At 70.8% G+C, this 14,117-nt stretch carries 13 protein-coding genes and 4 pseudogenes; 6 read left to right on the top strand and 11 right to left on the bottom strand.

Annotated elements, in window-relative coordinates:
- Nucleotides 1-116 precede the first annotated feature (116 nt).
- The 6 genes from QEG98_RS32595 to clpA all read left to right on the top strand — a co-directional run bounded on the left by QEG98_RS32595 (nucleotide 117) and on the right by clpA (nucleotide 4,992).
- Nucleotides 117-434 carry a DUF2378 family protein gene (locus QEG98_RS32595; RefSeq protein ID WP_316564052.1) on the top strand — a complete coding sequence of 106 codons (318 nt, stop codon included), beginning with the start codon at nucleotides 117-119 and terminating at the stop codon, nucleotides 432-434.
- Nucleotides 431-631: a DUF2378 family protein gene (locus QEG98_RS32600; protein ID WP_316564053.1), complete on the top strand. Its 201-nt coding sequence runs from the start codon at nucleotides 431-433 to the stop codon at nucleotides 629-631. The genes QEG98_RS32595 and QEG98_RS32600 overlap by 4 nt, the downstream gene beginning before the upstream one ends.
- A 27-nt stretch (nucleotides 632-658) precedes the next feature.
- Nucleotides 659-1,099 carry a hypothetical protein gene (locus QEG98_RS32605; protein WP_186818018.1) on the top strand — a complete coding sequence of 147 codons (441 nt, stop codon included), beginning with the start codon at nucleotides 659-661 and terminating at the stop codon, nucleotides 1,097-1,099.
- Nucleotides 1,100-1,166: 67 nt separating this feature from the next.
- Nucleotides 1,167-2,327 carry a GNAT family N-acetyltransferase gene (locus QEG98_RS32610; RefSeq protein WP_316564054.1) on the top strand — a complete coding sequence of 387 codons (1,161 nt, stop codon included), beginning with the start codon at nucleotides 1,167-1,169 and terminating at the stop codon, nucleotides 2,325-2,327.
- Nucleotides 2,328-2,367: 40 nt separating this feature from the next.
- Complete coding sequence (locus QEG98_RS32615) at nucleotides 2,368-2,691, top strand: ATP-dependent Clp protease adaptor ClpS (RefSeq protein ID WP_011555974.1); 324 nt, start codon at nucleotides 2,368-2,370, stop codon at nucleotides 2,689-2,691.
- Nucleotides 2,692-2,694: 3 nt separating this feature from the next.
- A complete protein-coding gene (gene clpA / locus QEG98_RS32620; protein WP_316564055.1) occupies nucleotides 2,695-4,992 on the top strand; it encodes an ATP-dependent Clp protease ATP-binding subunit ClpA in 2,298 nt (765 codons plus the stop codon).
- Nucleotides 4,993-5,089: 97 nt separating this feature from the next.
- Here the strand turns inward: clpA and QEG98_RS32625 are convergent, their stop codons facing one another.
- From QEG98_RS32625 to fabI, 11 genes and pseudogenes are all read right to left on the bottom strand, one after another.
- Nucleotides 5,090-6,685: a methyl-accepting chemotaxis protein gene (locus QEG98_RS32625; RefSeq protein ID WP_316564056.1), complete on the bottom strand. Its 1,596-nt coding sequence runs from the start codon at nucleotides 6,683-6,685 to the stop codon at nucleotides 5,090-5,092.
- Nucleotides 6,686-6,761: 76 nt separating this feature from the next.
- Nucleotides 6,762-7,829, bottom strand: a complete 1,068-nt coding sequence (locus QEG98_RS32630; protein ID WP_141594516.1) for a chemotaxis protein CheB — start codon at nucleotides 7,827-7,829, stop codon at nucleotides 6,762-6,764.
- Nucleotides 7,826-9,967, bottom strand: a pseudogene (locus QEG98_RS32635) (response regulator). Before QEG98_RS32635 ends, QEG98_RS32630 begins: the two are co-directional and overlap by 4 nt.
- Nucleotides 9,957-10,503, bottom strand: a pseudogene (locus QEG98_RS32640) (chemotaxis protein CheW). The pseudogenes QEG98_RS32635 and QEG98_RS32640 overlap by 11 nt, the downstream one beginning before the upstream one ends.
- Complete coding sequence (locus QEG98_RS42360) at nucleotides 10,500-10,697, bottom strand: hypothetical protein (protein WP_410478103.1); 198 nt, start codon at nucleotides 10,695-10,697, stop codon at nucleotides 10,500-10,502. The pseudogene QEG98_RS32640 and the gene QEG98_RS42360 overlap by 4 nt, the downstream one beginning before the upstream one ends.
- Complete coding sequence (locus tag QEG98_RS42365; RefSeq protein ID WP_410477875.1) at nucleotides 10,628-11,278, bottom strand: CheR family methyltransferase; 651 nt, start codon at nucleotides 11,276-11,278, stop codon at nucleotides 10,628-10,630. Before QEG98_RS42365 ends, QEG98_RS42360 begins: the two co-directional genes overlap by 70 nt.
- A gap of 59 nt (nucleotides 11,279-11,337) precedes the next feature.
- Nucleotides 11,338-11,442: pseudogene (locus QEG98_RS42370) on the bottom strand (CheR family methyltransferase); the annotation flags it as partial.
- A gap of 97 nt (nucleotides 11,443-11,539) precedes the next feature.
- Nucleotides 11,540-11,737, bottom strand: a complete 198-nt coding sequence (locus QEG98_RS42375) for a hypothetical protein (RefSeq protein WP_410477876.1) — start codon at nucleotides 11,735-11,737, stop codon at nucleotides 11,540-11,542.
- Nucleotides 11,734-12,600, bottom strand: a complete 867-nt coding sequence (locus tag QEG98_RS32650) for a response regulator (protein ID WP_090492187.1) — start codon at nucleotides 12,598-12,600, stop codon at nucleotides 11,734-11,736. Before QEG98_RS32650 ends, QEG98_RS42375 begins: the two co-directional genes overlap by 4 nt.
- 5 nt (nucleotides 12,601-12,605) lie before the next feature.
- Entirely contained in the window at nucleotides 12,606-12,992 is a 387-nt protein-coding gene (locus QEG98_RS32655) for a response regulator (RefSeq protein ID WP_011555982.1), read from the bottom strand.
- 190 nt (nucleotides 12,993-13,182) lie between these two features.
- A pseudogene (gene fabI, locus QEG98_RS32660) lies at nucleotides 13,183-14,000 on the bottom strand (enoyl-ACP reductase FabI).
- Nucleotides 14,001-14,117 lie beyond the last annotated feature (117 nt).

Genomic DNA, 14,117 nt, shown 5'->3' on the forward strand with positions numbered 1-14,117 from the left:
GGCAATCGCCCTCGCCCCCGCTCCCTCCACTCCGGCACCAACCCGCAATCCCAGAAATACATGAACTCATAGTGGATTTAGCGTAGACTGGGGGCATGCCCCCGTCCCCGCCCCGCGTGCCCGCCAGCGTGTTCGAGGGGTTCTTCGTGCGGGGTCTCCAGGCGGAGGGCCGGCTGGCCCAGGAACTGGAGGCGCTGGGGTACGACAGCCGAAAGCCGGAGTTGGACTACCCCATTTCTCTCTGGCAGCAGGCGGTGGCCCTGGCACGGAGGGAGCGATACGCGGAGCTCGGTGACGAGGACGCCTACCGGCAGCTGGGCCGCCAGGGCATCTTCGGCTTCGCGCAGACGCTGGTAGGCCGCGTGGCCGCGGTGGCCCTGCCCATGATTGGGCCTGCGCAGGCGCTGGAGCGGGTGCCTCGCTACCGGCGATGATGGGCCGCTCGGACGTGGACGTCTCGATGTCCTCCGAAGGCGAGCGCGGCCGCCGCCTCTCCCTGTCGGACCGCTACAACCGGCCCGAGCTGATGGCGGGGTGCCTGGAGGGAATGTTGGAGCTGGCCAACGCCCGGCCTCGAATCTCCGTGGAGGAGCGCAGCAGCGGGGGGTACCGTCTGTTCGTGCGCTGGTAGCCCGCCAGCCCCGCCCTGGAGCCCCGCGTGTCCTACCCGCCCAGACTCGCCCATCTCGCAACCCGCGCCGTGGTGGTGGCGAAGCTCGTCCCCACCTACGCGCAGGCCCACCACATCGACGAGGAAGAAGCAGCGCAGCGGCTGTCCAGTGCGCTCTCAGGACGGATGCTGCCCACGCTGCTGGAGGTCACGTGGACCGCCATGCGCGGCAAGGCGAAGCGGCTCACCGACGACGGGCTGGTGGAGAAGGTGGCCGCCACCTTGAGTGAGCGGCCCCTGCGGCCGGGACGCATCGCCCCCGTGGGTCCGGCGCTCAGCGCCTTCTTCATCCTGGTGGACCTGGAGGTGGGCACCGCGGGTGACGCCGCGCGGCGGGTCATGGAATCGGACGAGGGACGCCGCCGGGGGGAGGAAGGACTGGCGGAAGCCGGACGCTTCCTCGCCGCGGAGCTGACTCGCGGGAAGTAGCGCCCGGACAGCCGTGGCAGCAGTGGGTACGCATCGTTATAGGCTCGCCCTGGCCCAGGCCCCGACGATGTCGACACCGCTCCCCACCACGCTGCGAATCCTGCGCTCCCTCGCCGACGTCCCCCGCGCCACGTGGGATGCGCTGGTGGACGCCCAGGCCACGCCGTTCCTGGAGTGGACCTTCCTCACCGCGATGGAGGAGAGCGGCTGCGCGGTGCCGGCGCGGGGCTGGCACCCCCGGCACCTGACGCTCTGGCGCGGCTCGCGCCTGGTGGCCGCCGCGCCCGCCTATCTCAAGGACGACAGCGACGGGGAGTTCGTCTTCGACAGCCCCTGGGCCACCGCCGCCGAGCGCGCGGGCCTGCGCTACTACCCGAAGCTCGTGCTCGCCGTCCCCTTCACCCCCGCCACCGGGCGCCGCGTGCTGGTGGCCCCGGGCGAGGACCGCGCCGCGCGCGAGGCGGAGCTGTACGCCGCCGCCCAGGAGTTCGCCCGGGCCGAGCGCCTGTCCGGCATCCACGTCCTCTTCACCACCGAGGAGGAGCTGCCCGTCCTGGTGGCCCAGGGCTTCGCCGTGCGGCTGGGCGTGCAGTACCACTGGCGCAACCAGGGCTACCGGACGCTGGAGGACTTCCTTGCCCGCTTCCACGCCAAGCGCCGCAACCAGCTGCGCCGGGAGCTGCGGGCCCTGACCGAGCGCGGCATCGAGGTCCGCACCCTGCGCGGGGACGCGCTGGCGGACGCGGACGCGGACACCGTCTACCGCCTGTACGCCACCACGGTGGACAAGTATCCGTGGGGCCAGCGCTTCCTCACCCCGGACTTCTTCGCTCGCATGCTCGCCCGCTTCCGGCACCGCTGCGAGTGGGTGGAGGCCCGCCGGGAAGGCCGGCTGGTGGCCGGTGCGTTCAACTTCACCGGTGCCAACGTTCTCTATGGCCGTTACTGGGGCTGCTTCGAGGAGCACCCCTTCCTTCACTTCAACGTCTGCCTGTACCACCCCATCTCGGAGGGCATCACCTCCGGGCTGGAGCGCTTCGAGCCTGGCGCGGGGGGAGAGCACAAGCTCACCCGGGGATTCGAGCCGCGCCTCACGTACAGTGCGCACCTGCTCCTCCACCCGGGCATGGACAGGGCCGTGCGCGGCTTCCTGGCCCACGAGCGGGCAGCCGTCGAAGGAAGCCTGCCCCAGTGGCGGGCGGAGACTGGTTTCAAGGAGGGGGACTGAAAATCCCCCGCCCGTTCAGCAAAGGGAGTCCGAACGACTTATGGCGCAGAAGCATGAGCACGACACCTCCGTCATCACGGAGTCCGCCCCCAAGCAGAAGCTCAAGAAACCGCCGCTCTACAAGGTGCTCCTGCACAACGACAACTACACGACCCGGGAGTTCGTCGTGGCCGTGCTCAAGGAGGTCTTCCACAAGTCGGAGACGGATGCCGTGCAGATCATGCTGCACGTTCATTACAACGGTGTCGGGGTGGCCGGCGTTTATACGTACGACGTCGCCGAAACGAAGATTCAGACGGTGGAGGCCGCGGCGCAGGAGAACGACATGCCGCTGCGACTCTCCATGGAACCCGAGGAAGGTTGAAACGTGGCAGGACCGCTGATTGCCAAAGAGTTGCAGGCCAGCTTCCGCACCGCCCTGGACGAGGCGCGGAAGATGCGCCACGAGTACCTGACGCTGGAACACCTGCTCCTGGCGCTCACCAGGGACGCGCGCACGCGTGAAGTCCTCAAGGGGTGCGGCGCCAACGTGAAGCAACTCCAGGAGCGCCTGGTCTCCTTCCTGGAGGAGACGGTTGAGCGCCTGCCGGAGGGCGTGGACGCCGAGCCGCAGCAGACCATCGGCGTGGAGCGGGTGCTCCACCGCGCCGCCATGCACGCGCTGTCCGCCGAGCAGAAGCTCATCGACGGTGGGGACGTGCTGGTGGCCCTCTTCCGCGAGGATGAGAGCCACGCGCTCTACCTGCTCCAGCAGGAGGGCGTCACCCGGTTGGATTTGCTCAACTACATCTCCCACGGCGTCACCAAGGACGGCGAGGGTGAAGGTGAGGGCGAGGAGAGCGCCGGCCACGCCACCCCGGCGGGCGACGACGACGAGGGCGAGTCCCCGAAGAAGAGCCCGCTCGAGGCCTACACGGTGCAGCTCAACATCGAGGCCAAGGAGGGGCGCATCGACCCGCTCATCGGCCGCGAGAAGGAGCTGGAGCGCACCATCCAGGTGCTCTGCCGCCGCCGGAAGAACAACCCGCTCTACGTGGGTGAGGCGGGCGTGGGCAAGACGGCCATCGCCGAAGGGCTGGCGCTGCACATCCACGAAGGCCACGTGCCGGAGGTGCTGAAGGACGCCATCGTCTACTCGCTGGACATGGGCGCGCTGCTCGCGGGCACCAAGTTCCGCGGCCAGTTCGAGGAGCGGCTCAAGGGTGTACTCAAGGCCCTGAAGGAGCAGCCGAACGCCATCCTCTTCATCGACGAAATCCACACCATCGTCGGCGCGGGCGCCACCAGTGGCGGCTCCATGGACGCGTCCAACCTGCTCAAGCCCGCGCTGGCCAGCGGGCGGCTGCGCTGCATCGGCTCGACGACGTACCAGGAGTACAAGTCCGCCTTCGAGCGAGACCGGGCCCTGTCACGCCGCTTCCAGAAGATTGAGGTGGGCGAACCCTCCGTCGAGGACACCATCCTCATCCTGGAGGGGCTGAAGAGCCGCTACGAGGAGCACCACGGGGTGACGTACCAACCCGAGGCCATCCGCGCGGCGGCGGAGCTGTCCGCCAAACACATCAACGACCGGTTCCTGCCGGACAAGGCCATCGACGTCATCGACGAGACGGGCTCGGCCGAGCGGCTCAAGCCGGAGGGCCAGCGCTCCAACACCGTCAGCGGCGCGGACGTGGAGGCCGTCGTCGCGAAGATGGCGCGCATCCCCGCCAAGAGCGTGTCCGCCAGCGAGGGCGTGCAGCTCCAGAATCTGGAGAAGGAGCTCCAGGGCGTCATCTACGGACAGGACTCGGCCATCAAGGACCTGGTCAGCGCCATCATGCTGGCGCGCTCCGGACTGCGCGCGCCGGAGAAGCCCATTGGCTCGTTCCTCTTCTCCGGCCCCACGGGCGTGGGCAAGACGGAGCTGGCCAAGCAGCTGGCGCAGTCGCTGGGCGTGGAGTTCCTGCGCTACGACATGAGCGAGTACTCGGAGAAGCACACGGTGAGCCGGCTCATCGGCGCGCCGCCGGGCTACGTCGGCTTCGACCAGGGCGGCCTGCTCACGGACGCCGTGCGCAAGCACCCCTACTCGGTGGTGGTGCTGGATGAAATCGAGAAGGCCCACCCGGACCTCTTCAACATCCTGCTCCAGGTGATGGACCACGCGACGCTGACGGACAACAACGGCCGCAAGGCCGACTTCCGCAACATCGTCCTCATCCTCACCACCAACGCGGGCGCCCAGGAGATGAGCACCAAGGCCATTGGCTTCGGGGACCTCGCGAAGCCGGTGGACTCCACCCGCGCGAAGAAGGCGATTGAGCGCACCTTCACGCCGGAGTTCCGCAACCGCCTGGACGGGTGGATTCTCTTCTCCGGCCTCCCGCCCGAAGTCATCCTCAAGGTCGTGGACAAGGAAGTGCGCCTGCTCCAGAAGATGCTGGACGAGAAGAAGGTGAAGCTGGCGCTGACGCCCGCCGCCCGCGCGTGGCTGGCCGAGCACGGCTATGACCCGGCCTTCGGCGCGCGGCCCATGGCCCGGCTGGTGGACAACTCGCTGAAGAAGCCGCTCGCCCAGGCGCTCCTCTTCGGGGACCTGAAGCATGGCGGCACCGCCCACTACGACGTGGAGGACGACAGCCTCAAGCTGCGCACGGAGCCCGCCACCGCCGAGGTGGCATAGTCCCCTGCCCGCGCTGGCCGCGGACAGGACAAGGCCCCGGTCCCCTTCCCAGGGAGCCGGGGCCTTCGTCTGTCCGCCCGTGACAGCGGGCGAGCGACTACTCGACGCGGTAGCTCTTCACCGCGCTGGAGAGCTGCTCGGAGATGATTTGCAGCGTGGTGGCGGCCTCGCCCGTGGAGCCGATGCGGGCCACCGTCTCATCCATCATCTTGGACAGGTCATTCACCGCCAGGGTGATTTGGTTGATGCCCACGTTCTGCTGGCTGACGGCGGCGGCAATCTGCCGGACGGCGGCGGCGTTGTCCTGGACGATGGAGGACAGCTCGCGCAGGTTCTGCCCGCTGGTGCGCACCTGGGCCAGGCCCGACTCCATGCGCTCGGCGCCGCGCTCCGTGATTCGCACCGCCAACGTCACCTGGTTGGCGATGTCATCCAGCAGCTCGCGCACGCGCGTGGTGGCTTCGATGGACTGGTCCGCCAGGGCGCGGATTTCGCGCGCCACCACGCCGAAGCCCTTGCCGTGCTCGCCGGAGCGGACGGACTCGATGGCGGCGTTGAGCGCCAGCATGTTGGACTGGTCCGCCAGGTCCTTCACCGTCTGGGTGATGCCACCAATCTGCTGCGTGCGCTCGCCCAGCTCGACGATTTTCTGGGCAATCTCCCCCACCTGGACGCGGATGTCGTTGAGCCCCGCCATGGTGAGCTCGATGGAGGCCTCGCCGGACTTGGCCAGCGTGTCGGCGCGCTCGGCCACCGACAGCACGCTCTCCGCCTTCTGCGCGGCCAGCATGGAGGTCTGCTTGATTTCCTGCGCCGTCACCTGCGTCTCCTGCAGCGCCGCGGCCTGCCGGGAGATGGTCTGCGCCTGCTCCGTGGACGACGAATTCAGGTGCTCGGTGGACTGGGTGAGCGCCACGGCCGCCTGCTGGAGGTTGAGCGTCACCTCGCGCAGCCGCTCCACCATCTGCGAGAAGGAGCTGGCCAGCCGGCCCACCTCGTCGCCGCTCTTCACCTGAATGGGGCGCGTCAAATCGCCGGACTCCACGATGTGGCCGGCCACCTCCGTCAGGCTCTTCAACGGGCCGACGATGCTCCGGCCGAACAGCGAGGACACCGCCACGCCCAGGGCCACCAGCAGCGCCGCGAAGCCCACCATCCGCACGCGCAGCGCGGACACCAATTCGTCGATGTGGTCCCGGGACACGCCCACGTGCACCGAGCCCAGGCGGCCACCGGCCACCGGCGCCACCACGTCCATGGCGCGCAGGCGGACGCCCCCGGCGTCCGCCTCCAGCACCGAGCCCACGCCCGCGGTGGCGACCGCCTCCTTCAGCGCGTCCGGGAAGCCGTCCGGGAAGGTGTGGGCCACCACGTTGCCGGCCGAGTCTTGAATGAAGGCATACGCCAGGTCCGAATGGCCCACGCTGGCGTCCAGCATGGGCTGGAGCGCGCTGGCCCCCGCCGACACCCCCTGCTCCGCCGCCACCGCCAGCCCGCGGGCCACGTGCCGCCCCGCGCCCAGGTAGCTGTCCGCCAGGTCGCTCTCCAGCCGCCGCGTGGCGACACCGGTGAGCAGGGTGGCCGCCGTCGCGCTGATGAGCGCGGTGACGAGCACGAACTTCGGCGCCAGCCCCAGTGACTGGCGGAACTGCTGCGACAACTGGGAGGCGAAGGATTGTTGCGGGAGGCTCACGGAATCACCGCCGGGGAAACGACGTCAGCACGGCACCCGCGCGGAGGCGGGCAGGTGAAACAGGCACAGGAGAAGCTCACCGGGTGGGTCCTCCCTCGGGGCGTCCGCCCCGGAAGGGGGCGAAGGTACAGCTCTGGAGGATGAGCTCCGGCATCGAGGCCAGAGGCACGCCCTGGTCGGTGGCCTTCACATCCAGCGCGGCGCGAGGCATGCCGAAGACGACCGACGACGCCTCGTCCTGGGAGAAGGTGACGCCGCCCGCCCTGCGGATGGCCAGCAGGCCGCGCGCGCCGTCCTCGCCCATGCCGGTGAGCACCACCCCGCCGCTGCGCCGGCCGAAGGCGGCGGCCAGCGACGTCAGCATCACATCCCCGCTGGGGCACGGTCCGCCCCGACTGGGCTGCAGGCGCGCCAGCCCGGCCGCGTCCACCAGCAGGTCATGCCCGTCCAGCGGGAAGTACACGCGGCCCGGCTCCAGCCGCTCGCCGTCCTTGGCGATGGACACCGGCAGCGGCGTCACCTGGGACAGCCAGCGCACCATGCCCTGGGTGAAGCCCACGGTGATGTGCTGGGCGATGAGCAGCGGCACCGGCAGCGAGCGAGGCAGCTTGGACAGCACGTCCGCCAGCGCGGGCGGCCCGCCAGTGGAAGCCACCACGCCGAAGATGTCCACCCGCGCGCCCGTGGGCGGCGGCGGCGCGGTGGCCGCACGCGGCCGGCGGGAGATGACGGGCACCTCCGCCATGAGGCACACCGAGTGCGCCAGCTCCTTGCCCCAGCGGCGCAGCTCCTCCGCGTTCGTCACGTTGGGCTTGCCGATGAGCTCCAGCGCGCCGGCGCTCATCGCCTGGAAGCCCAGGTCCACGCCGCGCTGCTCCGCGACCGCGCTCACCACGAGGATGCGCGCGGGGGACTGGGACATGATGGCGGCGATGGCCCCCGGTCCATCCAGGCCGGGCAGCAGCAGGTCCATGGTGATGACATCGGGGCGCAGCAGGCGCGCCAGCTGCACGGCGCGGTTGCCGTCTCCCGCACGGCCCACGACTTCGATGCGCGGCTCCTCCGTGAGGAGGGCCGTCAGCATGTTCGCCATGGTGGGCGAATCGTCCACCACGAGGACCCGGATGGGTCGCTGAACGCTCACGCGCGACTCCCCCGGCGGCTCATGACGTCCAACACCTCCGCCAGCAGACGGCCCGCGGCGCACTCGCGCTTGCTGAGGTAGCCGTCCGCGCCCGCCTTCAGGCCCCGCTCGCGCGCCACCGAACTGTCATGCGCGGAGACCAGGATGACGGGCAGCGACGCCGTCTCCGGGCGCTCCCGCAGCTTCGCGATGAGCTGGATGCCGTCCATCTCCTCCATGTCCAGGTCGCAGATGACGACGTCGTAGGTGTCCGACTGGAGCCGGTCCAGGGCCCGGGCCCCGCTGGCCGCCGGTGCACCGTGAAGCCGCCCGCCTCCAGCATGGCCCGGTGCAGCGCCCGCGCGGTGAGCGAGTCGTCCACCACCAGCGCCCGCCGCTGCGCCGACACCTGCACCTGCACCGTCTCCGTCACCAGCCAGTCCGGGCGGCAGATGAGCAGCAGCTCGCCACGGCTGAGCGTGGCCGCGCCCTGCCAGGCCGGCACGTCGCGGACTTCCGACGGCAGTGGGCGGATGACCAAGTCCCGGTCCCCCACCACCGCGTCCACCACCAGCGCCACGCGCTTGCCACCGCTCTGGACAATCAGCAGCGGCTGCCCTTCGGCCGGCGGCGCCAGGGCGCGCAGGCCCAGCCGCGCCCCCAGGTCCACCACCGACAACAGCTGCCCCTGGTACTCCAGATGTGCCCGACGCTTGCCCAGGCGCAGCGACTCCGCGCGCGCCAGCTGCGTGGCCTCCACCGCCAGCATGGGCAGGCCCACCAGCTGCTCCAGCACGCGCACCACCAGCACCGGCGAGCTGCCCAGGTCCGTGGGCAGCGTCAGCATGAAGCGCGTGCCCTGCCCCGGCGTGCTCGCGACCTCGATGCGGCCCTGCAGCGCCTCCACCGACGCGCGCACCGCGTCCAGGCCCACGCCGCGGCCGGACGTGTCCGTCACGTCCGTGCGGGTGCTGAAGCCGGACCGGAAGATGAGGTCCCGCAGCTGGTTTTCGTTGAGGCGCGCCGTCTCCTCCGCGGTGATGACACCGCGCTGCTCGGCCAGGCGTCGCACCACCTCCACGTCGATGCCGGCGCCGTCGTCGGACGCTTCCAGGTAGAGCAGGTTGCCCTGCTGCTCCACGCGCAGGGTGAGCGCGCCCTCGTGGTGCTTGCCCGCGCGCTCGCGGTCCGCCGGCAGCTCCAGCCCGTGGTCCACGGCGTTGCGCAGCAGGTGCACCAGCGAGCCTGCAGCTTCTCCAGCAGGCGCCGGTCCAGCGACACCTCCGCGCCCACCACCGACAGCCGCGCTTCCTTGCCCAGCTGACGGGACAAGTCACGCACCATGCGCTGGAGCGGATCCAGGATGGTGCGCACCGGGCGCGTGGTGATGGCCTTGAGGCCATCCTCCAGCGCGTCGACGATGTCACTCGTCTCCTCACCGTCGGTGCGCAGCGAGCGCGCGGTGCCGGACAGCGCCGTGCGCGCCTCCGCCGTCTCCGCCAGCAGCCCCTGCTTCGCCAGCAGCACGGCCACCCGCTCCAGCTCGCGGCCCCGCTCCTCCACGCGCAGGCGCACCTCGCGCAGGCGCTCCACCTCGCGCATCAGCGCCGTCACCTGCCACGACGACACGCGCCAGCCCGCGTCCGCGGACTCCGGCAGCGCGTCCGGCAGGGACACGGGCTCCGCGGACGGAGCCGGCGCGGCGACGGCGGCCAGGCCCCGGAGGCGGCGACCATGGCCGCGGCCTCTTCGGGCGGCGGCGCGTCCGCCACCAGCTGCGCCAGGGCGGCCGCCGGGTCCGGAAGCGCCTCCCCACGCCCGTCCGCGTGGGCCTGCGCGCGCAGCAGGAAGAGGTCCAGGCCGTGGAGCAGGATGTCCACCACCGGCCGCGGCATCTTCTGAGGGTTGGCCTTCAGCGGGGCGAGCGCGTCCTCCAGCTTGTGGGCGATGTCGCTCAGGTCCTGCATGCCCAGCGAGGCGGCGCTGCCCTTCAGGGTGTGCAGGTGGCGGCCCAGCCGGACGTAGAGCCTGGTGAGGGCGTCCGTCTCCAGGCCCTCGCGCTCCAGCTCCAGCAGGTCCATGGTGACCTTCTGGACCACTTCCTGGGCCTCGACGGCGAAGCCCGCGACGAGCCCCTGCAGCATCGGATCAACGGGCATGACGGGCTCCCGTGCCGCGCGTGGCGGAGAACAGCCGCTTCAGGTCGATGAGGTGGATGAGCTGCCGGTCCTGCGTGAAGACCTCCATCACCGCCCCCTCCGCGCGCACCCGCGCGGCCTCCACCGCGCTCATGGGCAGCGTGGTGGGGCGGGGAATGGCCTCGCAGTCCAGCGCGCACAGCTCGCCGTCCCCGCGGTCCACCACCAGCAGCACCGCCGGGTCCTGCCGCCAGCCGTGGCCGCCCAGCAGCGACGCCAGGCTGAGCGCGGCCAGCACCGGCCCTGGAAGCGCAGCACCCCGACGACGTGCGGCGCCGACAGCGGCACCGGCGACACCATCTTCAAGGGCAGCGCGGCGCGCAGCGACTCCAGGGAGAGCGCGTAGCGCTCCTCACCGAGCGGGAACTCGGCAATCCAGTGGACCGCCTCCTCGACGGTGTTCTCCCCTGCTCTCGCAGGCGGGACGCGCGCCGCTCCAACAGTTCGAGCGCCTCGGCCTCCTGGGCCGCTTCCAATGTCCGCGGGGTGACCTTCATTCGAGCGCCCCCTGGTTGAGGTAGGCGTCAGCGGACGCCTGGTAGAAACGCGCGGGCAGGGCCTCCGGCCCCTCCACGAGCTGGTCCGGAGGAAGCCGCTCCGCGCGCGAGCGCAAGGCGCGCATCAGCGGCACCGCGCCTTCCCGCGCCCCGGAGCGCTCCCGCAGCAGGGCCAGCTCCAGCAGCCCCGGCAAGTAGTCCGGCGCCGGCGGACCAGGGCCTCCAGCACGGAGGACGCGCCCACCTCGTCGCCTTCCTCGATGCGCTCCAGCGCATTCAGATGCAGCCGCGTGGGCGGCGGCGGAGGCGCCGCGGGCACCTCGCGCGCCACCACGGGCATCAGCGGCGCCACCGGACGGCGGGACGGCGGCGCCACCGGACGGGCGAGGGCGGCGGCGCGGGACGCGGCGGCGGCGCGGGCGTTCAGCTCTTCCTGCGTGAGGAGGCGGAAGGCCTGCAGCTCCGGCGGCCCCTCGCGGACCATGCCCGCGGGGACGCGGTCCACCTCCACGGCGCCCAGGAACAGCCAGCCACCGGGGTTGAGCGTGCGCGACAGGAGGGAGATGGCCGCGTCACGCGCGGCGGGAGTGAAATAGGTGAGCACGTTGCGGCAGAGGATGAAGTCGAAGCGGCCGAAGCGCTCGGGCAGCGGCGCCAGCAGGTTCGCCTGGGCGAAGGTGGTGATGCGGCGGACGGGGGAAGGATGGTGACCTCGCGCTCGCCCGTCTCCGAGTAGAGCGGGAAGAGGCGCGGCGCGGACTCGCGGCGGGACCACGTCCCGTAGGTGGCGCGGCGCGCCGCCTCCAGGCTGGCCTCGTGGATGTCCGTGCCCAGCACCTCCACGGGGAAGCCGTGCGGCAGCGACGCCTGGAGGCACGCGGCCAGCGAATACGCCTCCTCGCCAGACGCGCAGCCCGCGCTCCAGCCCCGCAGGGCCAGGGCCCCCGCTGGAGCGCCGCGGGCACGGCCTCGTGGGAGATGAAGCGGAAGTGCTCCGGGTGGCGGAAGAAGTACGTCTCCCCCACCAGGATGGCCTTCACCAGCGCGGTGGCCGGTGGGAGACGGGAAGGAGCAGTTCGCCCAGCAGGTCGGGCGCGGTGCGCCCGCGGGCCAGCTCCGCGCGAATGACGCGGTCCACCGCCTCGGAGGCAATGGCGTCATTGCGAAAGCCAGTGATGCTGGCCACCACTTCCCGCGCGCGGGCCAGCAGCCGCGGGTCGAGCGCTCCGCTCATGCGTTCCGCCCGGCCTCCGCGGCCTCGAGCATCGCGGGCAGCTCCCGCAGGAGCCCCCGCGCGATGAATACCCGCGGGTCCAGGATGGGCAGCGAACGCCCTCCCGACCGCAGCATGCCGATGAGCCCATCGCGCAGCGGGCCATGGTCGGCGCCGCCCACGCGCTCGCGCCGGTCGATGTCCGCCGCCGCGTACTCCTCGGGGTCCTTCACCGTGTCCACGGCGAGCGCCAGCGACACGCCCTCCGCCTCGATGACGACGAGCATGCGCTCCACGCGCGTCAGCTTGTGCTCCACGCCCAGCCGGCGCGCCACGTCCAGCACGCACAGCGCCGCGCCCCGCACCTCCACGTATTCGCGCAGGTACGCCGGCCCGGTGGGCAGCGGCCGGGTCGCCGGATGCAGCAGGACCTCCCGCACCGCGTCCAGCGGAATGGCGAACTCCAGCTCGCCCACCGTCACGCGAAGCACCAACAGCGAGCCCGTGCGCGCCCGCTGCCGCGCGCTCGTCATGGCCTCGCCCACCGTCTCCAGCAGCTCGTCCGCGCGGAACGGCTTGGCCAGGAAGGTCTCCGCGCCCAGGCCCAGGCACGCCTCCGCGCGCGACTTCTCCGAGGAGATGATGATGACGGGGATGTCGGCCGTGGCCGGGTCCGCCTTCATCCGCTGGAGGACCTCGTCACCGTCCATCTCCGGCATGGACAAATCGAGCAACACCGCCGCCGGACGCAGGCGCCCCACCTTCTCCAGGGCCTCGCGGCCGTTGCTGGCGGTGTGGATGGTGTAGTGGCCGGAGAGGATGGCCCGCTCCAGCGCGAGAATCGCGTCGCTGTCGTCGACGAGCAGCAGGGACGGCAGGCTCACGGCGGTCAGGCCTTGGTGAGGAACTGACGGACCGTTTCCGTCAGCTCGTGGTGGGACACCGGCTTCTGGATGAAGGCGTTGGCGCCGGCCTCGGTGCCGCGCTGACGCAGGTCCACGTTCTTCTCCGCCGTCAGCAGCAGGATGGGCACCGAGCGGACCTGCGGCATCGCGCTGGCGCGCACCTCCTTGACGAAGGTGATGCCATCCATCCCCGGCATGTTGATGTCCGCGATGACCAGACTCACCGGCACCAGCCGCAGAATCTGCAGCCCCCGGGTCGCATCGTCAGCCTCGACGGTCGAGACCTTGAGGTTCATCAGGTAGATCTTGACGATGTTCCGAACCGTCGGGCTGTCGTCCACCAGCAAGACGTTGGTGCTGTGGGTGCTCACTGTGCGGCGGCTCCTGCGCAGGCCCCGCGACGCGCGGAGAGTCCTGCGAAACGTTCAAGACTCTACCGTGAGGGCTCTCACGTGAGAACAGGGGGGCGGTCCGGCCCGGTTTCCACCCGGGCAGGCAGGTGTCGGATGACCTCAGGGAGGACGCCCCCGGGTCCAGATGGTCCCGGGGGAGGGATGGGCCCTACTCGCCGGCGGGCTTGGGCGGGAGCTCGTCCGCGTCCGGCGTCACCGGAGGCGCGCCAATGGCGTGGTAGCCACCGTCCACGTGGATCATTTCGCCGGTGGTGGAGGGTAGCCAATCCGACAACAGGGCACACGCGGTGCGGGCCACCATGTCGTGGCTGTCCTTCGCGCTCCAGCCCAGGGGGCCTGCTGGCCCCAGCCACGCTCCAGGGCCTTGAAGCCTGGAATGCCCTTCGCGGCGATGGTGGACAGGGGACCGGCGGCCAGGGCGTTGACGCGGATGCCCTTGGGGCCCAGGTCGCGCGCCAGGTAGCGCACCGTGGACTCCAGGGCCGCCTTGCACACCCCCATCCAGTCGTAGATGGGCCAGGCGACGCGGTTGTCGAAGTCCAGCGTGACGATGGAGCCCCCCTGCGTCATCAGCGGCAGGCACGCCACCGACAGCTCCTTCAGCGAGAACGTGGAGATGCGGAACGCCGTCTGCACGCTCTCCCACGGGGTGTTGAGAAAGTTGCCACCCAAAGCATCTTCGGGCGCAAAGGCAATGGAATGCAACACGCCGTCCACCCGGTCCCACCGCTGGCGCAGGGCGTCCGTGAGTGCGGGGAAGTGGGCGGAGTTGGTGACGTCCAATTCCAGCACCTCCATTCCCGGCTTGAGGCGCTTGGCGCTCCGCTCGGTGAGGGACTTGGCCCGACCGAAGCCGGTGAGGAGGACCTCGGCCCCCTGAGCCAGCGCGTGCTCGGCGATGCCGTAGGCCAGGGACTGCGGCGTGAGCACCCCGGTGATGAGCAGCTTCTTGCCTTGGAGCAGCATGGAGACAGCCTCGTTGCGGAAGGGGAAAGACAGGAAACGCGTTCTCTAGCATTCCTTCTGGGCGGAATGGTTGAAGTTGCACTCACCTGGGGCATGAATCCACCTGCTCCGCGGCAA

The sequence above is a fragment of the Myxococcus sp. MxC21-1 genome (assembly GCF_032612255.1).
Taxonomy (GTDB): Bacteria; Myxococcota; Myxococcia; order Myxococcales; family Myxococcaceae; genus Myxococcus; species Myxococcus virescens.